Source organism: Pseudomonas sp. GW822-FHT02G04, assembly GCF_058802085.1.
In genome coordinates, this window is record NZ_JBXANU010000008.1 from 175,804 (window position 1) to 201,659 (window position 25,856).

General features: G+C 58.5%; 25 protein-coding genes. 12 read left to right on the top strand and 13 right to left on the bottom strand.

The features are described 5' to 3' along the window. The first annotated feature begins 97 nt into the window (after positions 1 to 97). Both AC1RO5_RS13540 and yccS read left to right on the top strand, forming a co-directional pair. A complete protein-coding gene (locus AC1RO5_RS13540) occupies positions 98 to 1,276 on the top strand; it encodes a BaiN/RdsA family NAD(P)/FAD-dependent oxidoreductase (protein WP_493175499.1) in 1,179 nt (392 codons plus the stop codon). A 346-nt stretch (positions 1,277 to 1,622) separates the two neighbouring features. Continuing rightward, complete coding sequence (gene yccS, locus AC1RO5_RS13545; RefSeq protein WP_493175442.1) at positions 1,623 to 3,806, top strand: YccS family putative transporter; 2,184 nt, start codon at positions 1,623 to 1,625, stop codon at positions 3,804 to 3,806. Between the two features lie 61 nt (positions 3,807 to 3,867). On the opposite strand, the gene AC1RO5_RS13550 is transcribed toward yccS, so the two are convergent. Further along, positions 3,868 to 4,605 (bottom strand): substrate-binding periplasmic protein, encoded by a 738-nt coding sequence (locus AC1RO5_RS13550; RefSeq protein WP_493175443.1) that lies wholly within the window; start codon positions 4,603 to 4,605, stop codon positions 3,868 to 3,870. A gap of 256 nt (positions 4,606 to 4,861) precedes the next feature. On the opposite strand from AC1RO5_RS13550, the gene AC1RO5_RS13555 reads away from it, so the two are divergent. Beyond that, on the top strand, positions 4,862 to 5,317 hold the full coding sequence (locus tag AC1RO5_RS13555; RefSeq protein WP_493175445.1) for a GNAT family N-acetyltransferase: 456 nt from the start codon (positions 4,862 to 4,864) through the stop codon (positions 5,315 to 5,317). A gap of 41 nt (positions 5,318 to 5,358) precedes the next feature. On the opposite strand, the gene AC1RO5_RS13560 is transcribed toward AC1RO5_RS13555, so the two are convergent. From AC1RO5_RS13560 to AC1RO5_RS13570, 3 genes are read right to left on the bottom strand one after another with little or no spacing between them, the layout of a single operon-like run. Then, positions 5,359 to 5,655 carry a winged helix-turn-helix domain-containing protein gene (locus AC1RO5_RS13560; protein ID WP_007937940.1) on the bottom strand — a complete coding sequence of 99 codons (297 nt, stop codon included), beginning with the start codon at positions 5,653 to 5,655 and terminating at the stop codon, positions 5,359 to 5,361. Between the two features lie 31 nt (positions 5,656 to 5,686). Then, positions 5,687 to 6,178: a M48 metallopeptidase family protein gene (locus tag AC1RO5_RS13565; RefSeq protein ID WP_007937938.1), complete on the bottom strand. Its 492-nt coding sequence runs from the start codon at positions 6,176 to 6,178 to the stop codon at positions 5,687 to 5,689. A gap of 45 nt (positions 6,179 to 6,223) precedes the next feature. Continuing rightward, entirely contained in the window at positions 6,224 to 8,347 is a 2,124-nt protein-coding gene (locus AC1RO5_RS13570; protein WP_493175447.1) for a putative bifunctional diguanylate cyclase/phosphodiesterase, read from the bottom strand. Between the two features lie 322 nt (positions 8,348 to 8,669). Here AC1RO5_RS13570 and AC1RO5_RS13575 point away from each other — a divergent pair, with 322 nt between their 5' ends. Further along, entirely contained in the window at positions 8,670 to 9,338 is a 669-nt protein-coding gene (locus AC1RO5_RS13575; protein ID WP_493175449.1) for a polysaccharide lyase family 7 protein, read from the top strand. A gap of 741 nt (positions 9,339 to 10,079) precedes the next feature. Continuing rightward, positions 10,080 to 10,442, top strand: a complete 363-nt coding sequence (locus AC1RO5_RS13580) for a DUF6124 family protein (RefSeq protein WP_493175450.1) — start codon at positions 10,080 to 10,082, stop codon at positions 10,440 to 10,442. Between the two features lie 244 nt (positions 10,443 to 10,686). On the opposite strand, the gene AC1RO5_RS13585 is transcribed toward AC1RO5_RS13580, so the two are convergent. Then, positions 10,687 to 11,061 (bottom strand): profilin, encoded by a 375-nt coding sequence (locus AC1RO5_RS13585; protein ID WP_493175452.1) that lies wholly within the window; start codon positions 11,059 to 11,061, stop codon positions 10,687 to 10,689. 308 nt (positions 11,062 to 11,369) lie between these two features. Here AC1RO5_RS13585 and AC1RO5_RS13590 point away from each other — a divergent pair, with 308 nt between their 5' ends. Then, positions 11,370 to 12,068, top strand: a complete 699-nt coding sequence (locus tag AC1RO5_RS13590; protein WP_493175453.1) for a transposase — start codon at positions 11,370 to 11,372, stop codon at positions 12,066 to 12,068. Positions 12,069 to 12,173: 105 nt separating this feature from the next. Here the strand turns inward: AC1RO5_RS13590 and AC1RO5_RS13595 are convergent, their stop codons facing one another. The 7 genes from AC1RO5_RS13595 to tkt all read right to left on the bottom strand — a co-directional run bounded on the left by AC1RO5_RS13595 (position 12,174) and on the right by tkt (position 19,212). Continuing rightward, positions 12,174 to 12,485, bottom strand: coding sequence for a hypothetical protein (locus AC1RO5_RS13595; RefSeq protein ID WP_493175455.1), 312 nt, complete (start codon positions 12,483 to 12,485; stop codon positions 12,174 to 12,176). Positions 12,486 to 12,778: 293 nt separating this feature from the next. Beyond that, the gene (fba, locus tag AC1RO5_RS13600; RefSeq protein ID WP_007937928.1) at positions 12,779 to 13,843 is read right to left on the bottom strand and encodes a class II fructose-bisphosphate aldolase; all 1,065 of its coding nucleotides are present in this window, start codon (positions 13,841 to 13,843) and stop codon (positions 12,779 to 12,781) included. A gap of 295 nt (positions 13,844 to 14,138) precedes the next feature. Further along, on the bottom strand, positions 14,139 to 14,471 hold the full coding sequence (locus tag AC1RO5_RS13605; RefSeq protein ID WP_493175457.1) for an MliC family protein: 333 nt from the start codon (positions 14,469 to 14,471) through the stop codon (positions 14,139 to 14,141). A gap of 56 nt (positions 14,472 to 14,527) precedes the next feature. Continuing rightward, positions 14,528 to 14,749 carry a hypothetical protein gene (locus AC1RO5_RS13610; protein WP_258671425.1) on the bottom strand — a complete coding sequence of 74 codons (222 nt, stop codon included), beginning with the start codon at positions 14,747 to 14,749 and terminating at the stop codon, positions 14,528 to 14,530. A gap of 34 nt (positions 14,750 to 14,783) precedes the next feature. Next, positions 14,784 to 15,947 carry a phosphoglycerate kinase gene (locus tag AC1RO5_RS13615; protein ID WP_258671427.1) on the bottom strand — a complete coding sequence of 388 codons (1,164 nt, stop codon included), beginning with the start codon at positions 15,945 to 15,947 and terminating at the stop codon, positions 14,784 to 14,786. Positions 15,948 to 15,972: 25 nt separating this feature from the next. Beyond that, complete coding sequence (gene epd / locus AC1RO5_RS13620) at positions 15,973 to 17,043, bottom strand: erythrose-4-phosphate dehydrogenase (protein ID WP_007937918.1); 1,071 nt, start codon at positions 17,041 to 17,043, stop codon at positions 15,973 to 15,975. Positions 17,044 to 17,214: 171 nt separating this feature from the next. Further along, complete coding sequence (tkt, locus tag AC1RO5_RS13625; RefSeq protein WP_493175460.1) at positions 17,215 to 19,212, bottom strand: transketolase; 1,998 nt, start codon at positions 19,210 to 19,212, stop codon at positions 17,215 to 17,217. 30 nt (positions 19,213 to 19,242) lie between these two features. Between tkt and AC1RO5_RS13630 the strand changes: the two genes are divergently transcribed. The 5 genes from AC1RO5_RS13630 (at position 19,243) to AC1RO5_RS13650 (ending at position 24,014) form a co-directional block, all read left to right on the top strand. Beyond that, a complete protein-coding gene (locus tag AC1RO5_RS13630; protein WP_157214310.1) occupies positions 19,243 to 19,473 on the top strand; it encodes a hypothetical protein in 231 nt (76 codons plus the stop codon). A 12-nt stretch (positions 19,474 to 19,485) separates the two neighbouring features. Then, on the top strand, positions 19,486 to 20,481 hold the full coding sequence (locus AC1RO5_RS13635) for an ArsR/SmtB family transcription factor (RefSeq protein WP_007937914.1): 996 nt from the start codon (positions 19,486 to 19,488) through the stop codon (positions 20,479 to 20,481). A gap of 18 nt (positions 20,482 to 20,499) precedes the next feature. After that, complete coding sequence (metK, locus tag AC1RO5_RS13640) at positions 20,500 to 21,690, top strand: methionine adenosyltransferase (RefSeq protein ID WP_007937912.1); 1,191 nt, start codon at positions 20,500 to 20,502, stop codon at positions 21,688 to 21,690. A gap of 157 nt (positions 21,691 to 21,847) precedes the next feature. Next, on the top strand, positions 21,848 to 23,527 hold the full coding sequence (ligB, locus tag AC1RO5_RS13645) for an NAD-dependent DNA ligase LigB (protein ID WP_493175464.1): 1,680 nt from the start codon (positions 21,848 to 21,850) through the stop codon (positions 23,525 to 23,527). Positions 23,528 to 23,618: 91 nt separating this feature from the next. Next, a complete protein-coding gene (locus tag AC1RO5_RS13650) occupies positions 23,619 to 24,014 on the top strand; it encodes a DUF1090 domain-containing protein (RefSeq protein ID WP_019580648.1) in 396 nt (131 codons plus the stop codon). A gap of 20 nt (positions 24,015 to 24,034) precedes the next feature. On the opposite strand, the gene AC1RO5_RS13655 is transcribed toward AC1RO5_RS13650, so the two are convergent. Next, positions 24,035 to 24,484: a c-type cytochrome gene (locus tag AC1RO5_RS13655; RefSeq protein WP_493175465.1), complete on the bottom strand. Its 450-nt coding sequence runs from the start codon at positions 24,482 to 24,484 to the stop codon at positions 24,035 to 24,037. A 128-nt stretch (positions 24,485 to 24,612) separates the two neighbouring features. Between AC1RO5_RS13655 and mltA the strand changes: the two genes are divergently transcribed. Then, entirely contained in the window at positions 24,613 to 25,785 is a 1,173-nt protein-coding gene (gene mltA, locus AC1RO5_RS13660; protein WP_493175467.1) for a murein transglycosylase A, read from the top strand. The last annotated feature ends 71 nt before the right edge of the window (positions 25,786 to 25,856 follow it).

The window sequence follows — 25,856 nt, forward strand, 5'->3', positions numbered from 1 at the left end:
CCCGTGACGCTCCGCGTCACTTAACGGCGGACGCAGAGCGTCCATGGCGGCATTCCCACGCAGAGCGTGGGAACGATCAATGTGTGAGGACACCGTTTTGCGCTCTACCGAAGTCGTGATCATTGGCGCTGGCGCCGCAGGGTTGATGTGTGCGCTGACCGCCGCCGGGCGCGGGCGCAAGGTGATGTTGCTTGACCACGCGAACAAGGCCGGCAAGAAAATCCTCATGTCAGGCGGTGGCCGCTGCAATTTCACCAACATGTACACCGAACCGAGCAATTTCCTCTCGCAGAACGCGCATTTCTGCAAATCCGCGTTGGCGCGTTACACCCAATGGGACTTCATCGGTCTGGTGGCCAAACACGGCGTGCCGTACCACGAGAAAAAACTCGGCCAGTTGTTCTGCGATAACAAATCCAGCGACATCCTCGACATGCTGCTCGAGGAGTGCAATCAGGTCGGCGTCAGCCTGCACCTGGACACCTCGATCCAGACCATCGAGAAGCTCGAAAGCGGTTATCTGCTGGATACCACGCTGGACCAGATCACCTGCCAATCCCTGGTGATCGCCACCGGCGGCCTGTCGATTCCGACCCTCGGCGCCACCGGTTTCGGCTATCAGGTGGCCAAGCAGTTCGGCCACGACTTGCTGCCAACCCGCGCCGGCCTCGTGCCATTCACCATCACCGATCAGCTCAAGGAGCTTTGCACCGAGCTGTCCGGTACGTCGGTGGATTGCCTGGTGAGCTGCAACGACCAGAGTTTCCGCGAGAACATCCTGTTCACCCACCGCGGTCTCAGCGGCCCGGCGATCTTGCAGATTTCTTCGTTCTGGGAATCCGGCGACACAGTAGAGATCAACCTGATGCCGGATCACGACGTACCGAGTTGGCTGCAACAGCAGCAAGTCGAGCGCCCGAACAGCGAGTTGAAAACCCTGCTCGGCGAGATCTTCACCAAGAAGATGGCCAACCTGCTGGCAGACAACTGGTTCGCCTCCAAACCGATGAAGCAATACACCCACGCGGAAATTGCAGACATCGCCGAAAAACTGGCGAGCTGGAAAGTCGTCCCGGCCGGCACCGAAGGCTACCGCACGGCCGAAGTGACCCTGGGTGGCGTCGACACGCGCGAGGTGTCATCCAAAACCATGGAATCACTGAAAAGCCCTGGCCTGTATTTCGTCGGTGAAGTGCTCGACGTCACCGGGCATCTGGGCGGTTTCAACTTCCAATGGGCCTGGGCCTCCGGCTACGCGGCGGCGCAGTACGTCTGACTACACCGCTCCCCCTGTAGGGTAATGTTGTTCACTTAAGAGCGTCTTGAATCAGAGAAACCTGTGGCGAGGGAGCTTGCTCCCGCTTGAGTGCGTAGCACTCACAAAAATCGGCAATAGTTGTCAGATTTTTGGGGCCGCTACGCAGCCCAGCGCGAGCAAGCTCGCTCGCCACAAAGGTAGCCATGATTGAAGAGTGCGTTTAAGTGAACAGCATTACCCCTGCAGGGGAGCGTGTTTCGCCTAGGAAGGAACAGATTTTGCTGTCTGATGTGATCGGCGCCATTGCGTCGGCGTCATTAGTGGCTCAATTTAGCGTCATCGCCTCGGAAGGCCTTCGCACTTCATGTCATCGACCACATTTCGGCAGTCTCTGCGTCGCCTCTGGGCGCTGGATAAATTCAGTTACAGCGTTCGGGTGTTCATCGCCCTTACCGGCACTATGGCGCTGTGTTGGTATCAGGATGAAATGGGGCTGCTGATCCCGTTGTTCCTGGGGATCATCGCCAGCGCCCTGGCCGAAACCGACGACAGTTGGCAGGGCCGCCTCAACGCGCTGGCCGTGACGCTGGTGTGTTTTATGGTCGCCGCCCTGTCCGTCGAACTGCTTTTCCCCTACCCCGTTCTCTTTATCATCGCCTTTGCCCTGGCCAGCTTTTGTCTGACCATGCTCGGCGCGCTGGGCGAACGTTATGGCGCGATTGCTTCAGCGACGCTGATTCTGTCGGTCTACACCATGATCGGCGTGGACCAGCGCGGCGGCGCGGTCACCGATTTCTGGCACGAGCCGGTGCTGCTGGTGGCCGGTGCGGCGTGGTATGGCTTGCTCTCGGTATTGTGGCAGGCGCTGTTTTCCAACCAGCCGGTGCAACAGAGCCTGGCGCGGTTGTTCCGTGAACTGGGTTATTACCTGAAGCTGAAATCGTCGTTGTTCGAACCGATCCGGCAGATGGATGTGGAAGCGCGCCGCCTGGAACTGGCCCAGCAGAACGGTCGGGTGGTGGCAGCCCTGAACGCCGCCAAGGAAATCATTCTGCACCGGGTTGGCGATGGCCGACCGGGCGCGAAACTCAGCCGTTACCTGAAGCTGTACTTCCTCGCCCAGGACATCCACGAGCGCGCCAGCTCCTCGCACTACCCCTACAACGCGCTGGCCGAGGCGTTCTTCCACAGCGACGTGCTATTCCGCTGTCAGCGCCTGCTGCGCCAGCAAGGCAAGGTGTGCCGCGCGCTGGCCGAATCGATCCAGATGCGCCAGCCGTTCATCTATGACGCCAGCTTCGCCGAAGCCCTGAGCGACCTGCACGCCTCCCTCGAACACCTGCGCATCCAGAGCAATCCGGCCTGGCGTGGTCTGTTGCGTTCGTTGCGGGCATTGGCTGCCAACCTCGGCACCCTCGATCGTTTGCTCAGCGATGCCAGCAACCCCGATGCGCTCGCAGACGCCACCGACAGCAGCCTGCTCGACCGTTCGCCACGCAGCCTCAAGGATGTGTGGACTCGCTTGCGCACACAGCTGACGCCGACGTCCTTGCTGTTTCGCCACGCCCTGCGCCTGCCCCTGGCATTAAGCATCGGCTACGCGATGGTGCATTTGATCCACCCCTCGCAAGGTTACTGGATCATCCTCACCACGCTGTTTGTCTGTCAGCCGAACTACGGCGCCACCCGCCGCAAACTTGGCCAGCGGATCATCGGCACCGCCATCGGCCTGACCGCGGCCTGGGCGTTGTTCGATCTGTTTCCGAGCCCGTTGGTGCAGTCGTGCTTCGCGATCGTGGCCGGGGTGGTGTTCTTTACCAACCGCACGACCCGCTACACCCTGGCGACCGCGGCGATCACCTTGATGGTGCTGTTCTGCTTCAACCAGGTCGGGGATGGTTACGGGCTGTTCCTGCCACGACTGCTCGATACCTTGCTCGGCAGCCTGATCGCCGGGCTGGCGGTGTTCCTGTTCCTGCCGGACTGGCAGGGTCGACGCCTGAACAAAGTGCTGGCCAATACCCTGACCTGCAACAGCATTTACCTGCGCCAGATCATGCAGCAATACGCCGCCGGTAAAAGCGATGACCTGGCTTATCGCCTGGCCCGACGTAACGCGCACAACGCCGACGCGGCATTGTCGACGACGCTGGCCAACATGCTGATGGAGCCGGGGCACTTCCGTAAGGAAGCGGATGTCGGGTTCCGTTTCCTGGTGCTGTCGCACACCTTGCTCAGCTATTTGTCGGGGCTGGGGGCACACCGTGAAACCCAACTACCGTCGGATGTACGCGAGCACTTGATCAACGGTGCTGGCGTGAGCCTGGCCACCAGCCTCGACGCAATCGCCCAGGGCCTGGCGAGCAAACAGCCGATTGCGATTCAGAGTGATGAGGAAGAAGCGCTGGCCAATGAGCTTGAGCAGATGCCGGATGAAATCGATGAGGGGCAGCGGCTGGTGCAGACGCAACTGGCGTTGATCTGCCGGCAACTGGGGCCGTTGCGGACGTTGGCGGCGCATTTGATCAAGGACACTAGCGAAGCCTGAGATGTGTAGTGACTGGGCTTGCCCGCGAAGGCGTCAGCTCAGACAGTGCAGGCCTTCCAGATCACATCCCATGCTGCCTGAGCAACTTGTCATAACTCCCATCAGCCTTCATCGCCGCAATCTCGCGATCGAAACCGGCGACGATCTGTTCATGCTCCGGGTTCTTCAGGCTCACCAGAATATGCAGGCTGTTCTCGCTCAACGGCTTGGGCAGGAACTCCACGGCATTGCGCACTTTGGGTGACTCCCGAGCGAGGTAATACCGGGCGACGAACTCGTCTTCCAGGGTCAGCTTGACCCGATCGGCCGCGACCATGCGCACGGCCATGGCGAAGCTATGCACCGGGACTTTCTGCAACGACACATCGTCATCAAATTCGTGCGAATAGGCATAACCGCGTACCACCGCTATCGGGTAGGTGTGCAGTTGTTGCAGGTTGTTGTATTCGATTGGCGTGTCTTTGCGCTTGAGAAAGCGCACGCGGTTGAGCAGGTACTCGCCGGAAAACTGCCCCAGCTTCGTGCGTTCGTCGTTGTACCAGGCGTTGACCAACACGTCGTAACGTCCCTCGCCCACCCCAAACAAGGCCCGCGCCCACGGCACCTGTTCGAAATCACTGGCGTAACCGGCTCGGGCCAGCGCGGTGCTGACGATGTCCGTGGCCACCCCGCCATTGACCAGCGTGGCGTCGGTAAAGGGGGGCCAGGCATCGGCTACCAGACGCAGCTTTTCCGCGGCCGCGGTCTGTGTCAGCAACAGCAATCCGATCAAAGCAAACGCTCGATGCAACCGCGGCATGCCAGAAATCCTTAGCGGGCGAGCTGCCCGACGTGTTTTTCAGCCAAAACTCCAGGGTCCTTTTACCGGCGAACCCAGGTCCTAACATTAGCTCATTGAGGCCATTGCACAGCGCTTCATCGCAGATTACACAAAGAAGACAATTTCGGGAAAATGAATGATGGCATTTTGGGCTTTATCACAGATTCCTCTGCCATAAAGACATCCCGCCTCAGGGCGCTTAGTATCGGAGCAACGTTGTTCAAGGAATGTGAAGATGACAATCGATTGGGTCTGCAAACACCACAGCGATCTGGGTAAAGAGCAGCTGTATGCCATTCTGCAGCTGCGCGCCGAAGTGTTTGTCGTCGAGCAGAAATGCGTTTATCAAGACATCGATGGCCAGGACCTGGAAGGTGACACTTGCCATTTGATGGGCTGGGACGGGGATCAGCTGGTGGCCTACCTGCGATTGCTCGACCCGCAGCTACAGGGCGGCGACGTGGTGATTGGCCGGGTGATCATCGCACCCGCTGCGCGCGGCACCGGGCTTGGGCATGAATTGATGAGTCAGGCGCTGAAACAGGCCGCCAGGCACTGGCCTGAAGTGCCGATCTACCTTTCGGCCCAGGCACATTTGCAAGGGTATTACGGGCGGTACGGGTTTGTGGCGGTGGGTGAGGAATACCTGGAGGATGAGATTCCGCATATCGGAATGCGTCGCCCGCAATGATCATTCCCACGCTCTGCGTGGGAATGATCGGGGTCGGGAGTTCAGGGATACTCGAGCACCGCTTTGATCTGCCGCAGATTACGCTCGATCCACCCCCGATCAATCGCCCCCCACTCGCGAATCCGATAGCGCCCCGCGTGGTTGCGCGCGCCTTCTTCCTGCTCGAACTCACAAACGATATCCAGATCCGCCAACGCCGCGATGGTGTCCTGGGCCGTGCGTCGGGGCATGCCGGTTACTTCGGTCAATGCAGGGACGTTACTGGCTAGCCCGCTGTCGATCAGGTACGCCACGTACAATCGGCGGTAGAAGCTGCTCTTGGTCTTGCTCACGTCCATCCATGCACTCCTTGTAGAAGATCTTGGTCTGTCAGTGCATATCCCGCCACGTCAGGTACACCCGCAAATCGAACTCCACCTGGTGATACCCCGGCAACATGTGTTCGCACAGCTTGTAGAACGCCTTGTTGTGATCCGACTCTTTGAAGTGCGCCAGCTCATGCACCACGATCATCTTCAAAAACTGCGGCGCCGCGTCCTTGAACAGCGAGGCGATGCGAATTTCTTTCTTGGCCTTGAGCTTGCCACCCTGCACCCGGGAGATCGCGGTATGCAGACCGAGCGCGCGGTGGGTCAGGTCCAGGCGGTTGTCGAACAACACCTTGTCGATGGCCGGGGCGTTACGCAGGTATTCCTGCTTGAGGTCCAGGGCATAGGCGTACAGCGCCTTGTCACTCTGCACCCCGTGTTTTTCCGGATAGCGCTGGCTCAAGTAATCGCCCAGCCGACCTTCGGCGATCAGCTGACGCACCTGGTCCTGCAACGCGGCGGGATAAGCCTGGAGGTATTTCAACACAGTCATTGGAGCGGCAACACGCGTCACGAAAAGGTCGCCAGTGTAGCGAATTCAACTCGTCAGCGCGCCCCAGTCGAACGGCTCGACAAAGTGACCGGTGTCCTCGGCCATCAACGGCCGCGCCACCAGGAAACCCTGCACATACTGGCAACCGTTGGCTTGCAGCCACTCATATTGCGCCACCGTTTCAACCCCTTCGGCGATCACCAGCAGCCCTAACCGGTTGCACAAATCGATGACGCTGCGTGCCAGCGCCGCATCCCGTTCGGACCCCGGCAACCGGGCGATCAAATGCCGGTCGAGCTTTAGCGTGTCCAGTTCCAGGTCGCGCAAATGCGCCAGCGAACAAGCCCCGGAGCCGAAGTCATCCAGCGCCACCCGCACCCCCAGATTTCGCAGCAAACGCAGTTGTTTGCGGGTTTCGTCGGGGTTAAGCATCAGGGCCTCTTCCGTGATCTCGACTTCCAGTTGCCGCGGCTTTAAACCATGACGCTCCAGTACCTGACGCAACTCGGTGACCAGGTTAGGCAAACCGAACTGCGTGCTGCTCAAACTGACGCCCAGCACCAGGTCTTCGGCAAACAAGGTTTCCCAGGCTTTGCGCTGTTTGGCCCCGCGATGGTAAATCCAGCTGCCCAGGCGACTGATCAACCGCGCCTCTTCCAGCAACGGCAAAAACAGCCCCGGCGGCACATCGCCGACACTCGGATGCTGCCAGCGCAACAACGCTTCGAACCCGCGGATCTGCCCATCGGCAATCGCCACCTGAGGCTGATACACCAGGTTGAAATCGCGGTTCTCGATGGCCGTGCGCACGCTTTCTTCAAGCATCAGCCGCGAGCGTGCCCGGCCGTTCATTTCGTGATCGTAGAAGCGATACTGCTGACGCCCGGCGCGCTTGGCTTCATACATGGCAATGTCGGAGGCGCGCATCAGCCCGTCCAGATTAGACCCGCAATCGGGATAAGTGGCGATGCCGATGCTGGCGCCCAAGGCGATGTCCATGCCTTCGATCTGCTGACAGATCGACACCCGCTCGATGAGCTTCTCGGCAATCTTTGCCGCCTGCTCGGGGAGCTCAAGATCCAGCAACGCAGTGAACTCATCGCCCCCCATCCGCGCCAGAATATCGAAGGGCCGCAAGCACGCTTTCAACTGCTCGGACACCCAACGCAGCACCCGGTCGCCGGCATCGTGGCCAAGGGAATCATTGACCCGCTTGAAGCCGTCGAGGTCCAGGTACAACAGCACCCAAGTGCTGTCGGAACGTTCGCCACGCAGCAGCAGGTTTTCAACGGTCTGGTAAAACCCCCGGCGATTGAGCAGCCCGGTCAGCGGGTCGGTCACCGCCTGAAACTCCAACTGCTGATGCAGATGGCGCACCACCGACATGTCCAGCACCGTCACCACCATCGCATGTTGCTCGGCGGGTAACGGCGCGCAAGACAACGCCACCGGCACTTGCTGGCCGGGCGCCGTACGCAGCAGCGCATCGTGCAAGCGCAGGGTCTCACCGCGTTTGTAACCGGCAAACAGCTCGGAATCGGCCCAGACCGGAATGTGCGGTTTTTGCAGGAAATCCAGAAACTCTTTGCCTTGCAGGTCGTCCACCTTGGCATTGAGCAGGCGCGACATCGCCGGGTTGGCAAAGCGAATCAACCCGTCCTCGCCCACCACCAGAATGCCTTCGGCGGCGTTATCCAGCACCGAGGCATTGAAGGCCCGGGCGACTTCCAGATCATGACTCAGCCGCTGCAAGGCACGGCGATTACGCTGGTGTTCCAGCAACGCCTGGACTTTGGGTTTGAGTATTTGCGGGTCGAACGGCTTGAACAGGTAATCCACCGCACCACTGGCGTAGCCCTTGATCACGGCGTCCTGGGATTGTTCGTTGGCGGTAAGAAAAATGATTGGTGTGAGACGGGTTCGCTGGCTGCCACGCATCAGGCGCGCCACTTCAAAACCGTCCATGCCCGGCATATGCACATCCAGCAGCACCAGGTCGACATCGTGTTCGAGTAACAGGCCAAGGGCTTCAAAACCGGAAGCCGCGGTCATGACCTGCCAATCCTGGCGCTGTAACAACGCTCGCATGCTGATCAGGTTTTCAGGGTAATCATCGACAATTAAAAGGATTGAGTTGCCTTCAGCTGGCATAGGTTGTGCGCATTCCATGCTGCATCTCTTCTTCGGGAGCTCAGGCCGGCCTCTTGTTAAAACCGGTCACCTATTGCGACTTCACTCTAGACCCGGATCCCTTAAAGCAGAAGCTGTCAGTGGGCCAGCATTTAGACAAAGCTTTAGAAGCCGACTAACGGTAAGTCCTACAGCCCCCGGAAACCGGGAAAGATGGCATTTCGACAGGTTGTTGACGTCAACCAATTGCCAAACGGGCATTAACAAAGATCTCTTCTACGCTTATAAAGACCCCCCCCGAAGGCGCGGGCTAGAGCTTCTGGCACGCACGTGCAGTAAAAAAAATGTGGAAGCTTGAATTATGATCGATCTCGCAACCTGGAACCTCAGCGTTCCCGTCGGCAGCCCGCCGTATACCGTCGAAACCACAAAGCTGGTGGACGGCTTCAAGGATCAATACTTCCACTCCGACACCGGCACCTTGTTTTTCTGGACCCCGGTCACCGGCACCCGCACTGAAAACGCGGTCTACCCTCGCACCGAACTGCGCGAAACCTACAGCAACGGCACACTGAAAAACTGGTATTACCCCAACGCGGACAACTCCCTGCGTGCAACCCTCGCGATCAATAAGGTGCCCAGCTCGGGCAAGATCGTTATTGGCCAGATCCATGCCTACAACAGCCAGAAACCGATGGTGAAAGTCGAGTATCAATACAAAACCTCCAGCGCGACCGGCAACATCGTCGCCAAAGTCCGCATGCACCCCGACGACGACACCCCCCGGGTCATCACCATCGCCACCGGCGTGAAACTCGATCAGGAATTCTCCTACTTCATCCACCTCAGCCCCGGCGGTGCATTAGGCATCAGCGCGGCGGGCTACCAGTGGGACACCGACATCAGCGCGATGTGGCGTGATAAGCCGCTGTACTTCAAGGCCGGGGCTTATGTGCAGGACAACACCGGGTACACCAGCGAGGGCGGGCAGGTGACGTTCAGCAAGCTGGATATCGATCACGATACGTAAGGCGACTCGATCCTCTGTAGCAGCTGCCGAGCCCGCGAGGCTGCGTTCGGCCGCGAAGCGGTCGCAGTCCGGCGAATACGTTCTACCTGAAAAAACGCGGAGCCTGATTTTACGACTGCTGTTGCGCAGCCGAACGCGATCCCCGTAGCAGCTGCCGAGCCTGCGAGGCAGCGTTCGGCCGCGCAGCGGTCGCAGTCCGGCGAATACGTTTTACCTGAAAAAACGCGGAGCCTGATTTTACGACTGCTACGCAGCCGAACGCAGCCTCGCAAGCTCGACAGCTGCTACGCAACAAGAACGATTCGGGCATCCGAAAACCTCGCAGGAACCTACCCTCGCCACAGGTTCTTTGTTTCCAGCTTCATCTCTCCACTGATCGGCATCAGGCCCCACTTAAACGCCAACGTTTAAAGACACTCTGCGTTACTTCATCGGGCCTACAACGGCTTGCGTCACCGCCTACAGGTACGCCAGAATCCGCCGGCTTGTGCGCTTTGAAGCCCATCGGTAACTTGATTCGTGTCACTGATTCGCAGTGATCGGGTTTAGTAGCCCGGCGTGTCCACCAACGTACAAGCGTCATTTAGTCAGGCATTTGCCTGTACTTGATGGTGGCTGTGCGCATGGCGCCCTCGGGTGCGCCGGGATTTTGGTGGATTCGCCCGGTCTACTAACTTGCGTACAGCCGCCACCCTTTCGTGTAGTAGCGGATTGGTTGCGGCCCAATTGGGAATACACCAAATGTTCAAAGCTACTCCGAATCCGCCGGTCACAGATCCGGCCTCCCCCTACGAATCCCCCGATTCAAAAAAATTCCACGAAGCCGCCGAACGCGCCCTCGACCACTACCTCAACCCGGCCGCCAAAATCATGGCCACCACCAACGAACCCGAGCCCATGTACTTCGCCAACCCGAAGTACAACACCGAAGCCCTGCTGGCCAACGCCAGCGAAACACTCGGCTCGGCCACCCTCATGCTCAACAATTTCGCAGCATTGCTGGAGACCTCACATCGCAAGACCCTGCTAGGCATTGCCCAAGTGGTCATGCTCGGCGAACTGGCGGTGAACCAGGCGCTGGATCACGTCGAACCGAAGGAGTAATCGCGGCCCGGCTGGAGCTAGGCGAGCAAACTTGCTTCCAATCGGCATAGGGGACGGCTCTCACAGGCCGTTCCCCTGCCACACCAACCGGCACCGGGCGGTTCAAGAGATTGAGGTTAGACGATTAAACAAATCTGCCCCTTTAATACTTTAATAAATCTGCCCCTTTAATCGTCTTAGTAAGCGCCGTTCATTTCCACTGCTATCAATTACACCTACAACAAACTAACCAATCCGCGCTAGATCAATACCCGGCACTTAATAGATAATCTCGCATTTTTTCAACTTGCGCTCGTGTATTGCCAGCCTGCATATTAGAGATATACGCGCCAACAACTACAGATCTAGAGTTTTTCGCGATAGAAATACCAGTAGCATCTTTTTTTCCTTGCATCTGGCTATCATCGGATTGTAGGTATAGATATTTCACCCCATTAACAATTATTCCAGACTCGCGTAAAATATTAGGGTCTTTAAACCCTGCCAGTATTGCCGAGATTTCGTCGCCGGAAATGTTGAATCCGGGTGAATTGCCCCATGTTGCTCCGTCAAGTCCGCATATCGCCGCTTGTGCTACTGAGCCTGAGCTTGTCAGAGAAGCCACATAATCTTGCCACATTTTTTCTATCCTTTAGACCAAAAACAAAGGGGACCAAGGACAAAGAGGACGGATTTATTTTTACGACTTCTTCGACCTCTTTGTATTTTTTTGGTACACGATAGAGCATAGCGCTATTCAAACGCACCTACACCTGTAAGAAATAACAGTTTTTAAGTCGTCTTTGCTACAACACAAATAACCAAACAAAGGGCAAACAGAGGGGACACAAAGGGGACAACACAAAGGCAACACAAAGGGGACGGATTTATTTAATCGATTCTCTGCTGCTATGCTGCACCGACCACTACAAGGACGTAGGAAACTATATGCCCAGAATGGGACGCGTTGTTTTACCCAATTATCCGCATCATGTCGTGCAACGAGGCCACAACAGGCAGGTTGTGTTCGCCGAGCCGAATGACTTCCAACGTTACCTCGAAGATCTGCGAGAGCTCAAAGCGCTATACAACGTCAAAGTCTATGCCTTCTGCTTGATGACCAATCATGTCCATCTATTACTCGCACCAGGAGACTCCGTCGCGAGTCTCGGACAATTGATGAAAGGTCTGGCAGGTCGCATGACGCGCTATCGCAACAAGCTGGAGGGGCGCTCCGGTACCTTGTGGGAGAGTCGATACAAATCCAGCGTGGTTCAAACCGACACCTATTTGCTGGCTTGTAGTCGATACATCGAGCTAAATCCGGTGCGAGCGCAAATGGTTCAGCATGCACAGGATTACCCTTGGTCGAGCTTGCACCTGCGCCTCAACGAAACGGCAGAAAATCATTGGCTGGATGAAGACCTTTGCTTCACTGAACTCGGTAAAACTCACACCGAGCGCCTTGCTCGGTACACCTCATTTATGGAGCAGACGATTCCGTCTACAGAGTTGCAGCTGATCAGAGGCGCCCTTCAGCGTGGACAATTGACGGGGAATCATCGATTCACAGATGAGATTGAAAAGATTACTGGATTACGAGTCTCGCATAGAGCGCGAGGCAGGCCTGCGAAGCAACTAGAATAGAGGTACTAGGGGACGATTAAATAAATCCGCCCCCTTTTCTTTTAAGAAGGGACAATTAAATGGATATGCCCCATCTCATCCAAATTTTACTTCAAGCTTGATCCACTAAATCAATCCAAGCGGAAAAGCGTGACTGAATAACTGACCAGTTTCATCAGTGAAATTCCTTGTTCCATTTAAGGATCTGTAGTCGGGAGTCACGAGCGTCCAACTTTCTGTTTTTCCGTCTATCGCACCGTTTAAAAAGATGCTCGTGTAGTTACCACCAATTGTTTGCATTCCAGTAAGAATACCGGACTTACCATTAATAATAGCAGTTGCAACAAGCGCCCCCGTGTAATTATCAGCGGTAGTGAATGTTACATAAAAATGCGCTGAAGCCGATGCACTATGATAGGTTTTATTAAGTAAGCTCATGATACATTCCTTTGCAGCGAGGTTTAGATGGATAAATGACAAGAACCACATACTCTTTTCATTTTGTTTTTATTTCGATGCCTCACTGAAAATCTTAGAATCATTCAGCCACTTAGTAACCTGTAAGAACTAACAGTTTTTTATAACAAAACAGAATAACAATCTAGAAAACCCGACAACCTGACAGATAAAGGGTTTTACTTCCTCTAATTCCAACCACGTCGTTTACCTTGATCAAATTTTGGATACAAAAAAACCCGCATCGCTGCGGGTTTTTTATTAACGCAAAAAACTTAGTTAACCTTAGCGTTCAACTCACCCTTCAAATACCGCTGATACATCCCTTCCAACGAAATCGGCTTGATCTTCGAAGCATTACCGGCAGTACCAAACTGCTCATAACGCGCAATACACACGTCACGCATAGCAGTAACAGTCGCGCCGAAGAACTTACGCGGATCAAACTCGCTTGGGTTGGTGGCCATCAGGCGACGCATCGCGCCAGTGGACGCCAAACGCAGGTCGGTGTCGATGTTGACCTTGCGCACGCCGTGCTTGATGCCTTCGACGATTTCTTCAACCGGTACGCCGTAGGTTTCTTTGATGTCGCCGCCGTACTGGTTGATGATCGCCAGCCACTCTTGCGGAACCGAAGACGAACCATGCATCACCAGGTGGGTGTTCGGGATGCGCTTGTGGATTTCCTTGATGCGGTCGATGGCCAGCACGTCACCGGTAGGCGGCTTGGTGAACTTGTAGGCGCCGTGGCTGGTGCCGATGGCGATGGCCAGGGCGTCGACCTGGGTCTTCTTGACGAAGTCCGCGGCTTCTTCTGGGTCGGTCAGCATTTGGCTGTGATCCAGAACGCCTTCGGCGCCGATGCCGTCTTCTTCACCGGCCATACCGGTTTCCAGCGAACCCAGGCAGCCCAGCTCACCTTCTACCGAAACGCCGCAGGCGTGAGCCATGGCCACGGTTTGTTGGGTAACGCGAACGTTGTAGTCGTAGTCGGTCGGGGTCTTGCCGTCTTCGCCCAGGGAGCCGTCCATCATGACCGAGCTGAAGCCCAGTTGAATGGAGCGCTGGCAGACGTCAGGGCTGGTGCCGTGGTCCTGGTGCATGCACACCGGAATGTGCGGGAATTCTTCGATGGCCGCCAGGATCAGGTGACGCAGGAACGGGGCGCCTGCGTATTTGCGCGCACCGGCCGAAGCCTGGACGATCACCGGGGAGTCAGTCTTGTCAGCGGCTTCCATGATGGCGCGCATCTGCTCAAGGTTGTTGACGTTGAAGGCTGGAACGCCGTAGCCGAACTCGGCTGCGTGGTCCAGCATCTGGCGCATGCTGATAAGTGCCATTGTGTGTGTCTCTCCCGGTTGAGGGTCGTTAATCGTGCCAGCCTGCCGTAGCGGCGGCGGCTATTCAAGTTATTGCAGATCGGGGGTTGGCCCGGGCTGCGAATTCGGTACAACAAAAACCTGTGCGTAACGAAGAACCTGTGGCGAGCGAGCTTGCTCGCGTTCGGCTGCGAAGCAGTCGTAAACCCGTCGACTCGGTCCTTCTGAAACACCAAATCGACTGGCTTTGGGACCGCTTCGCTCTCCAGCGGGAGCAAGCTCCCTCGCCACAACAATAGTCCTGCGATCGGCGTTGTTACTGCGCTTTACAACCGCGGCCGATCAAATCATTGGTGGCGACCCAGTACACCAGGCCTTCCTCACCTTTTACGTGAAACGCCAGCATGTCGTTGCTGTACAGCGAACCTTCGGCGCCCGCTTCAAGCTTCAGGCGGTAGACCTGATCGGCGCCACCCAAACGAACATCGACTGCCTTGCGGCTCACGTCAGTGTAGCGCCAGAGCACTTTGGCCTGGCTGTCGCAGGTCCAGGTGGTCCAGTTGTCCGTTGATTCGGCAGGCTTGAACAGGTCGAAATTCGAACAACCTGCCAGCAATGCCAGCGCCGAAACGGCGATAAAACCTTTCATCCATGTTCCTCGACTGACGGCGCATGCCGCCAGCCCTGAGTAAAGAGTCAGACCCGTCAAGGGCAGCCATGTTCCTTGGCCGGGGTCTGTGTCTCGTATTTGTCCAGGCCATCGGGCCCGGAACGCTTGTTGATCACCGGGTTGGTTTCCGCTTGCCAGTCAGCCTGGTAGCAGCCTTTATCCGACTCGGATGGCGCGGGTTCCGACGTGGCTTTCGGGTTACTCCCGCAAGCCGCCAGCATGCCCGCAGCGATCAACAGCATTAATGTCCGGACCATCTGAACACTCCTTTGCCTGGTCAAATGGGCGACCTCAGGCCTTGGCCCGGCTTTCCAGGACTTCAACGGCCGGCAGCACTTTGCCTTCGACGAATTCGAGGAAAGCACCGCCGCCGGTAGAAATGTAGGAGATTTGCTCGGCAACGCCATATTTATCGATGGCCGCCAAGGTGTCGCCACCGCCGGCAATGGAGAACGCCGAGCTTTCCGCGATGGCCTGGGCCAGCACTTTGGTGCCGTTACCGAACTGGTCGAATTCGAATACGCCCACCGGGCCGTTCCACAGGATGGTCTTGGACGACTTCAGCAGCTCGGCGAAATTCGCCGCGGTCTGTGGGCCGATGTCCAGGATCATGTCGTCTGCAGCCACGTCGGCGATCAATTTGACAGTCGCGGTCGCGCTTTCAGCGAATTCCTTGGCGACTACCACGTCCACTGGCAAAGGCACGCTGACTTTCGCCGCGATTTCACGGGCGGTGTCCAGCAGGTCCGGCTCGTACAGGGACTTGCCAACCGGGTGACCGGCAGCGGCCAGGAAGGTGTTGGCGATGCCGCCACCAACGATCAGCTGGTTGCAGATCTGGCTCAGGCTGTTGAGCACGTCGAGTTTGGTCGACACTTTGGAGCCCGCAACAATGGCAGCCATTGGCTGGGCCGGGGAGCCCAGGGCCTTGCCCAGTGCGTCCAGTTCGGCGGCCAGCAACGGGCCGGCGGCGGCGACTTTGGCGAATTTGGCCACGCCATGGGTCGAACCCTCGGCGCGGTGAGCAGTGCCGAAGGCGTCCATCACGAACACGTCGCACAGAGCGGCGTATTGCTGGGCCAGTTCATCGGCGTTCTTTTTCTCGCCCTTGTTGAAGCGCACGTTTTCGAACAACACGATGTCGCCGGCTTTCACGTCGACGCCGCCCAGGTAATCGGACACCAGCGGCACTTCACGGCCCAGGGCTTTGCTCAGGTAGTCAGCCACTGGCTTGAGGCTGTTCTCGGCCGAGAACTCGCCTTCTGTCGGACGGCCAAGGTGCGAGCAGACCATCACGGCCGCGCCTTTTTCCAGGGCCAGCTTGATGGTCGGCAGCGAAGCCAGGATTCGCGCATCGCTGGTGACAACACCGTCCTTGACTGGGACGTTGAGGTCTTCGCGGATCAGTACGCGCTTACCTTGCAGATCGAGGTCGGTCATCTTCAACACGGTCATGGGTCGCATTTCCTGGATAGCTGTTTTAGAGAGCAGGTTTTTGAGAAACAGAGAGCGAAGTAGCTGTTTGCAGATAGTGTGTAGCAACGTCCAGCATTCGATTGGCAAAACCCCATTCGTTGTCGAACCAGGCCAGGATGTTCACCAGCCGTGGGCCGGAAACGCGGGTCTGACTGGCATCGACGATGGCCGAATGTGGGTCATGGTTGAAATCACAACTGGCGTGAGGCAACTCGGTGTAAGCCAGAAGGCCTTTGAGCGGGCCATGGGTGGCGGCCTCGCGCAGAATCCGGTTGACCTCGGTGGCGTCGGTATCGCTCACGGTCTGCATCGTAATATCGAGGCAGGACACATTAACCGTCGGCACCCGCACGGCTTTGGCCTGAATTCGCCCGGCAAGTTCCGGCAGCAGGCGTTCAATGCCTCGCGCCAGACCAGTGGACACCGGAATCACCGACTGAAACGCCGAACGGGTGCGGCGCAGGTCTTCGTGGTGATAGGCGTCGATCACCGGCTGATCGTTCATCGCCGAGTGGATGGTGGTGATCGATACGTATTCCAGACCAATGGCCTGATCCAGCAGACGCAACAGCGGCACGCCGCAGTTGGTGGTGCAGGACGCGTTGGACACCAGTAGCTCGTCGCCGGTCAGGCAATCCTGGTTCACGCCGTAGACGATGGTGGCGTCGACATCCGCCTCGCTGGCCATCGGCTGGGAAAACAGCACCCGTGGCGCGCCGGCGTCGAGAAAACGCTGGCCATCCTGACGGGTGTGATAAGCGCCGGAGCACTCCAGCACCAGATCGACGCCCAGCGACGCCCAATCGATGCCTTCGGGGGTCGCACTGCGCAGGACTTTCACGCAGTCGCCATTAATATGCAGACAATCGCCCTCGACCCTCACTTCACCGGGAAACCGGCCGTGAGTGGAGTCAAAGCGTGTCAGGTATTCGATGCTGGCCATGTCGGCCAGATCGTTGATCGCGACAATTTCAAACCCGGCCTTCTCGCCTCGCTCAAACAACGCACGCAAGACGCAACGACCAATCCGGCCGTAGCCGTTGAGTGCAACTTTGTAAGGACGCGGTTGAGGCATGGGGTTCTCGATAGTCGCGGCAGACGAATTCTTGCTAACAACACAAATCCCTGCAGGAGCTGGTAGGAGCTGTCGAGTGAAACGAGGCTGATCTTTTAAGATCAAAAGATCGCAGCCTGCGGCAGCTCCTACACAGGGAACGCGGTGGCCATAAAACCACCGCGGCGTGTCTTAGTCTTCCAGCAGCTCTTCAGCCTGACCCAGGATGTTTTCCAGGGTGAAGCCGAACTCTTCGAACAAGGCAGGCGCAGGCGCCGACTCGCCGTAGGTGGTCATGCCGATCACGCGGCCTTCCAGGCCCACGTACTTGTACCAGTAGTCTGCGTGGGCGGCTTCGATGGCGATACGCGCGCTGACCTGCAACGGCAGAACCGATTGCTTGTAGCCGGCGTCCTGGGCTTCGAAGACGCTGGTGCATGGCATCGACACCACACGGACCTTGCGGCCTTGCTCGGTCAGTTTGTCGAAGGCTTGAACCGCCAGGCCGACTTCCGAACCGGTGGCGATCAGGATCAGCTCAGGCTCGCCTGCGCAGTCCTTCAACACGTAACCGCCACGGGCGATCTCTTCGATCTGGATCGCATTGCGGGTTTGGTGCTGCAGGTTCTGACGAGAGAAGATCAGCGCCGAAGGACCGTCGTCACGCTCCAGGGCGAACTTCCAGGCCACCGCCGATTCAACGGCATCGGCCGGACGCCAGGTGTCGAGGTTCGGCGTGCAGCGCAGGCTGGCCAGTTGCTCGATCGGCTGGTGAGTCGGACCGTCTTCACCCAGACCGATGGAGTCGTGGGTGAACACGTAGACGATGCGTTTTTTCATCAGCGCCGACATGCGTACCGCGTTGCGTGCGTATTCCATGAACATCAGGAAGGTCGCGCCGTAAGGCACCAGGCCGCCGTGCAGGGCCACGCCGTTCATGATCGCGCTCATGCCGAACTCGCGAACGCCGTAGTACATGTAGTTGCCGCTGGTATCTTCGGCGGTGACGCCTTTGCAACCTTTCCACAGGGTCAGGTTGGAACCGGCCAGGTCAGCCGAACCGCCAAGCAGTTCCGGCAGCAGCGGGCCGAACGCGTTCAGGGCGTTCTGGCTGGCTTTACGGCTGGCGATGGATTCGCCCTTGGCCGCGACTTCAGCGATGTAGGCTTGGGCCTTTTCGGCGAAATCGGTCGGCAGGTCGCCGCTCAGGCGACGAACCAGTTCGTTGGCCAGCTCAGGGAATTCAGCAGAGTAAGCGGCGAAACGCTGGTCCCACTCGGCTTCGGCGGCGCGACCGGCTTCCTTGGCGTCCCACTCGGCGTAGATGTTGGCCGGGATTTCGAACGGGCCATGATTCCACTTCAGCGCTTCACGGGTCAGGGCGATTTCCGCGTCACCCAACGGGGCGCCGTGGCAATCTTCCTTGCCTTGCTTGTTCGGCGAACCGAAGCCGATGGTGGTCTTGCAGCAGATCAGCGTCGGTTGTGCGCTTTTGCGTGCGGTTTCGATCGCGATCCTGATTTCTTCCGGGTCGTGACCGTCGACGTTGCGGATCACTTGCCAGTTGTAGGATTCGAAACGCTTCGGCGTGTCGTCGGTGAACCAGCCTTCGACTTCGCCGTCGATGGAGATGCCGTTGTCATCGTAGAAGGCGATCAGTTTACCCAGGCCCAGCGTACCGGCCAGGGAACTGACTTCGTGGGAAATGCCTTCCATCATGCAGCCATCACCCAGGAATACGTAGGTGTGGTGATCGACGACGTTATGGCCAGGACGGTTGAACTGCGCCGCCAGGACTTTTTCCGCCAGGGCAAAACCGACTGCGTTGGCCAGGCCTTGGCCCAGTGGACCGGTGGTGGTTTCCACGCCCGGGGTGTAGCCGTATTCCGGGTGACCCGGGGTACGGCTGTGCAGCTGGCGGAAGTTTTTCAGGTCATCGATCGACAGGTCGTAGCCGGTCAGGTGCAGCAGCGAGTAGATCAACATCGAGCCGTGACCGTTGGACAGCACGAAGCGGTCACGGTCGGCGAACGATGGATTGCTCGGGTTGTGCTTGAGGTAGTCACGCCAAAGTACTTCGGCGATATCCGCCATACCCATAGGGGCACCGGGATGGCCGCTGTTGGCTTTTTGCACGGCATCCATGCTGAGGGCACGAATGGCGTTGGCGCGCTCACGACGGCTGGGCATCGCTGATCTCCTGCGGATATTGAATCGAGAGTGAATAAAACGAAACGGAAAAAAGGCGAGCATTTTCCCTCACCGACCCGCCTCGGGGCAATGACAGATAGTCATCCGAAGGCGTTTTTCCAATGGATAACGACGTATTCGGCTGGTGAAACCTTTCCGCTGTTCGTTTGTGGACTGAAACTAACGTTAAGAAGTGCCATCTATCGACCAATATCAAAACTTTTTGATATTGCTCTTGCGGTGTTTTCTGACCGTCACTAGACTGCTGGCCTTATGAATCTGCGCGTGCCTTCCATTCAACATGACGATTGCGATGAGCTGGCGGCCCTGTGCAAGGCCGGCGGCGATCCTCTGCGGCTGAATGTATTGCGCGCGCTGGCCAACGATTCGTTCGGCGTACTGGAGCTGGCGCAGATCTTCGGCATCGGTCAGTCCGGCATGAGTCATCACCTCAAGGTATTGGCCCAGGCCGACCTGGTGGCGACCCGCCGTGAAGGCAATGCGATTTTCTACCGTCGTGCCCTGCCCCACACCGATCTGCTGGGCGGCAAGCTGCATGCCGCGCTGCTCGAAGAAGTGGACAACCTGGCTCTGCCGGCTGACGTTCAGGCGCGGATCGGTCAGGTTCACGGGCAACGGGAGGCGGCCAGCCAGGACTTTTTCTCACGGGTCGCGGAGAAGTTTCGCGCCCAGCAAGACTTGATCGCCGGCCTGCCGCAATACCGCGAAAGCGTGGTGGCCCTGCTCGACAAGCTGAGTTTCGGCCCCGGCGCCACGGCCATCGAAGTAGGTCCCGGCGATGGCGCTTTTCTGCCGGAGCTGGCGCGTCGTTTCACTCAGGTCACGGCGCTGGACAACAGCCCCGCGATGCTCGAACTGGCCCGTCAGGTCTGCGAACGTGAAACGCTGGCTAACGTCAGCCTGCAATTGGCCGATGCATTGAACGGTGTAAGCCTTCAGGCCGACTGCGTTGTACTGAACATGGTGCTGCACCATTTTGCCGCGCCGGCCGAAGCGCTCAAGCACATGGCCGGTTTGCTGCAACCAGGCGGTAGCCTGTTAGTGACAGAGTTATGTAGCCACAACCAGAGTTGGGCCAAGGAGGCCTGCGGTGATCTCTGGTTGGGGTTTGAACAGGACGATCTGGCCCGTTGGGCCACCGCTGCGGGACTCGTTCCCGGGGAAAGCCTCTATGTAGGCTTACGTAATGGTTTCCAGATTCAGGTCCGCCATTTTCAGCGACCGGCTGGCGACACTCACCATCGGTAAATTCAGGAAAAAATCGAGATGAGCGAATACTCCCTCTTCACCTCCGAGTCCGTGTCTGAAGGGCATCCGGACAAAATCGCCGACCAGATTTCCGATGCGGTGCTGGACGCCATCATTGCTGAAGACAAGTTCGCCCGCGTGGCGTGCGAGACTCTGGTGAAAACCGGCGTGGCAATCATCGCAGGTGAAGTCACCACGTCGGCCTGGGTCGATCTGGAAGACATCGTCCGTAACGTGATTCTCGACATCGGCTACAACAGCTCCAATGTCGGCTTCGACGGCGCGACCTGCGGCGTGATGAACATCATCGGCAAGCAGTCCCCCGACATCAACCAGGGCGTTGATCGTGCCAAGCCTGAAGACCAGGGCGCCGGCGACCAGGGCCTGATGTTCGGCTACGCCAGCAACGAAACCGACGTGCTGATGCCAGCACCGATCACCTTCTCGCACCAACTGGTTCAGCGCCAGGCCGAAGCCCGTAAGTCCGGCCTGCTGCCTTGGCTGCGTCCAGACGCCAAGTCGCAAGTGACCTGCCGCTACGAAAACGGCAAGGTTGTCGGTATCGACGCCGTTGTACTGTCGACCCAGCACAACCCGGAAGTGTCCTACAAAGACCTGCGCGAAGGCGTGATGGAGCTGATCGTCAAGCACGTGCTGCCTGCCGAGCTGCTGTCCAAGGACACCCAGTTCCACATCAACCCGACTGGCCAGTTCATCATCGGTGGCCCGGTGGGCGACTGCGGCCTGACCGGTCGCAAGATCATCGTTGATAGCTACGGCGGCATGGCCCGTCACGGCGGCGGCGCGTTCTCCGGTAAAGATCCATCGAAGGTTGACCGTTCGGCTGCCTACGCCGGTCGTTATGTGGCCAAGAACATCGTAGCTGCCGGCCTGGCCGAGCGTTGCGAGATCCAGGTTTCCTACGCAATCGGTGTGGCCCAGCCTACGTCGATCTCGTTGAACACCTTTGGCACCGGCAAGATCAGCGACGACAAGATCGTCAAACTGGTTCGTGAAGTGTTCGACCTGCGTCCATACGCGATCACCACCATGCTCGATCTGCTGCACCCGATGTACCAGGATACCGCTGCGTACGGCCACTTCGGTCGCACCCCGGAAACCAAAACCGTGGGCGACGATACGTTCACCACGTTCACCTGGGAAAAAACCGACCGCGCCGACGCTCTGCGCTCTGCTGCCGGCCTGTAAGACTTCCCCGGCTGCACAAAAAGCCCCGCACGGTTCGCCGTGCGGGGCTTTTTCATGAAGAAGATCCCACCTCGAAACACGCAGAATTACACCCCTGCACTCCACACCCGAAACCTGACTACCCTTGAAAGCACCCCAACGAGCAAGGACGCTCTCGATGCTGCCCAACCTGCGCCTGTTTTTCGGTTTCCTGCTGACCCTCACCTGCCTGACCGCCAATGCCGCCGACTGCCCTGATTGGCCACCGGCCCGCGCTCTGGACGAAATCAACGCACTGCAAAAGCGAATCGACCTCTGGGACGATAGCTATCATCGCGAAGGGCGCTCTTTGGTCGCCGATGAACTCTATGATCAATCCCGCATACGACTAAGCGAATGGCGCGAGTGTTTTGACTCAGACCCTTCAGCCGAACCGTTGCGTACTGCCGGTGGCACGGTTGCTCACCCCATCGCCCACACCGGCCTGGAAAAACTGCGCGACGAGCACGCCGTCGAAGCCTGGCTGAAAAGTCGGGATGAGGTCTGGATTCAACCCAAGGTCGACGGCGTGGCGGTAACGTTGATCTATCGCAACGGCTGGCTGCACAAGGCGATCAGTCGTGGTGACGGGGTAACCGGCCACGACTGGACTGCCTCGGCGCGCCAGATCGCCGCCATCCCTCAAAAACTTGCGCAACCGCTGGACCTGCTGCTGCAAGGCGAACTCTATTGGCGCCTGACCGAACACGTGCAAGCCGAGGCCGGCAGCCTCAATGCCCGCGCCACAGTGGCCGGATTAATGGCGCGCAAGGCCCTGAACCCTGAGCATGCCGCCGGTATCGGCCTGTTTGTCTGGGACTGGCCGCAAGGCCCGAAAAGCCTGCCCGCCCGCGTGGCGGCTCTGGATGAGCTGGGGTTCCCGAGTACCGTGCCCTACAGCCTGCCGATCGAGGCATTTGCCGATGCCAAACGCTGGCGCGATCACTGGTATCGCTCGCCTCTACCCTTCGCCAGCGATGGCGTCGTTTTGCGTCAGAGCCAGCGCCCGGCGGCCGAGCGCTGGCAGGCGAAAACGCCTTACTGGAGCGTCGCCTGGAAGTACCCCTTCGCCCAAGCGTTGGCCGAGGTGCGCAAGGTCCACTTCAAGATTGGACGAACCGGCCGGATCACACCGGTGCTGGATCTGACACCGGTGATGCTCGATGACCGGCAGATCAAGCGCGTCAGCGTCAGTTCCTTGCAGCGCTGGGAAGCGCTGGACATTCGCCCCGGCGATCAGGTCGCCATCAGTCTGGCGGGGCTGACCATCCCCAGGCTCGACGGTGTCGTATTGCGCAGCACCGAACGTCCTGAATTGAACGCACCGCTGGCAGCAGATTTTCATCCGTTAAGTTGCTGGCAGCCGACGCCCGGATGCGAAAGCCAGTTCCTCGCGCGCCTGGCCTGGCTCAGTGGCAAACAGGGGCTGGCCTTGCCTCATGTCGGGCCGGGCACCTGGGAAAAACTGCTCAAGGCCGAACGCCTCGGCAGCCTGCTCGATTGGTTGACCCTCGATGAGCAAGAGCTTGCTAACATTGACGGCTTCGGCGAGCGCAGCAGTGCTCGTCTTTTGAACAGTTTCAACGGTGCCCGGCAACGCCCGTTCGCTCGCTGGCTCAAAGCCCTGGGCTTGCCGCCGACCGGCCAGGCACAGCTCGCCGACTCATGGCAGGTGCTGGCGCAACGAAACACCGAACAATGGCAGGCCGAAGCCGGCATCGGTCCGGGACGCGCGGCGCAATTGAGCGCATTTTTCCGCGACCCGCAGGTCCTGGCCTTGAGCGAGACATTACGTGTTGCCGGGATTGACGGTTTTTAGCAGCCGGCAACGCCCGCCAGCCTGGGAACCCATAGGTGCCGGTGCGCTCAAACAGCCCATCGCCACATCGAATTTTTCACCTGGAGCTTTTATGAAACTTCTTTCACCGCTCGCCTTGTTGACCCTGTGCAGCGTGATGGCCGCTCCATTAATGGCCGCCGAAGACGCCCCGGGCCTGACCGGCTGCGCCGCGAAAAAACAAGGCATCATCAACCAGATCGAACTGGCCAAGTCTCACGGCAACGCCGATCAACAGGCTGGCCTGGAAACCGCCCTGAGCGAAGTCACCGCCCATTGCACCGACGCTTCCTTGAAGAAGGAAAGGGAAAACAAGGTGCTCGACGCCAAGCATGAAGTCAGCAGGCGTCAGGCCGACCTCGACAAGGCGATGAAAAAAGGCGACGCCGAGAAGATCAACAAGCGCAAAGACAAACTGGCTCAATCGCGCAAGGATTTACAGGACGCGCTCGACGAGCTGGATAAGTAATCCGGTTTGAACACGCCGCCTCAATGATCCCGAAACTCTTTATGGCAGGCACTACAGGCGTCTTCGACTTTCTGCACCGCCGGCCCCAGGTTGCTGGCCTTGTAGGGTTGAACCTGGCTGGCGACCACCAGTTCACCGGTGGCGCCTTCAAGGGTGCGGGCCATTTCCTGGAAGCGTGCCTGCTTCTGCCAGACATCGTCCTTGGCGCTGGTGTGGTCTTCTTCGCGCACCTGCGGGAAATGTTTCCACGGCTCACGGGACAACGCATCGAGCTTCACGGCACCGTCGGCGAATTTCGGACCATCGAACGGAATACGCCCACGCAACATGCCGCCCAGGTCTTCGCCGGTCTTGAGCATTTGCTTGAAGATCGCCTTGCGCTGGCCCAGAGGCGAGTTCGGGTCGACACCGCCGCAGGCGGACAAGGTCAGGCAGGCCAGCAATACAACAGAGAGTCTTTTAAGAGTCATGGTGGCTTCAGATCACTGGAAACGGCGGCCAGTATCCTCGCGTCACCGGCAAAGACCAATAGCCCTATTATCAATACGGGTTGTTTGAGCGCATGGAGCACTCAGGCAACCGGCAAAGGAATTACTCCATGAACAGCCGTTTCAAGGCGTGGCGTCACAACCTGGCCTGGACCCTTCCGATGGTGGCCGTGCTTGCGGGCTGCACCGGTGGCGACAGCAGCACACCGAAAACCCACGCACTGGCGACCTACTCCAGCGCTACCTGGGAAGCCCTTCCAGCGGTGTCCGACAACGACCTCGTCGCCGGTTTTGGCTCGTGGCGCAGCGCCTGCACCCGACTCAAGGCCGACCCGGTCTGGGGTGGCACCTGTGCCGCTTCCGCCAACGTGCAGCCAACCGCCAGCGACATCCGCGGCTTCCTCAAGCAGAACCTCGATGTTTACGGCTTGCGCGCCGCCAATGACAACCCCAACGGCCTGATCACCGGTTACTACGAACCGGTGTATCCCGGCAGCCTGACCCAGACCAGGCAAGCGAACATCCCGGTGTACGGCGTGCCCGAGGACATGATCATCGTCTCGCTGGACAGTATCTACCCGGAGCTCAAAGGCAAACGCCTGCGCGGACGGCTCGAAGGTCGCGTGCTCAAGCCTTATGACGATGCGGCAACCATTGAAACCAAAGGCGTGAAGGCGCCGGTGATTGCCTGGCTGACCGACCCGATGAACCTGCAGTTCCTGCAAATCCAGGGTTCGGGGCGCATCCAGCTCGATGATGGCCGTCAATTGCGCATTGGTTATGCCGACCAGAACGGCCACCCCTATCGACCTATCGGCCGCTGGCTGGTGGATCAGGGCGAGCTGAAGAAAGAAGAGGTGACCATGAGCGCCATCGATAACTGGGCCAAGGCCAATCCGACGCGCATTCCCGAATTGCTCGGCAGCAACCCCAGTTACGTGTTCTTCAATCGTAACCCGGACAGCAACGAAGGGCCGCGTGGTTCGCTGAATGTGCCATTGACCGCAGGTTATAGCGCGGCAGTGGATCGCAAGGTGATTCCGCTTGGCAGCCTGTTGTGGTTATCGACCACGCGACCGGACGGCAGCGCACTGGTGCGTCCGGTGGCCGCTCAAGATACCGGCGGTGCGATTGCCGGCGAGGTCCGCGCGGATCTGTTCTGGGGCACGGGCGATGCGGCCGGGCAGTTGGCTGGCGACATGAAACAGCAGGGGCAGATCTGGATGCTCTGGCCTAAAGGGGCGGCGTTGCCTCAAGTACCGCAGGTGGCTGACAAACTTTAAACGCAAAAAGATCGCAGGCTCCGCCAGCTTCTACATTGAGCGCGTTCGTCGCAATATCGCAGATGAACACC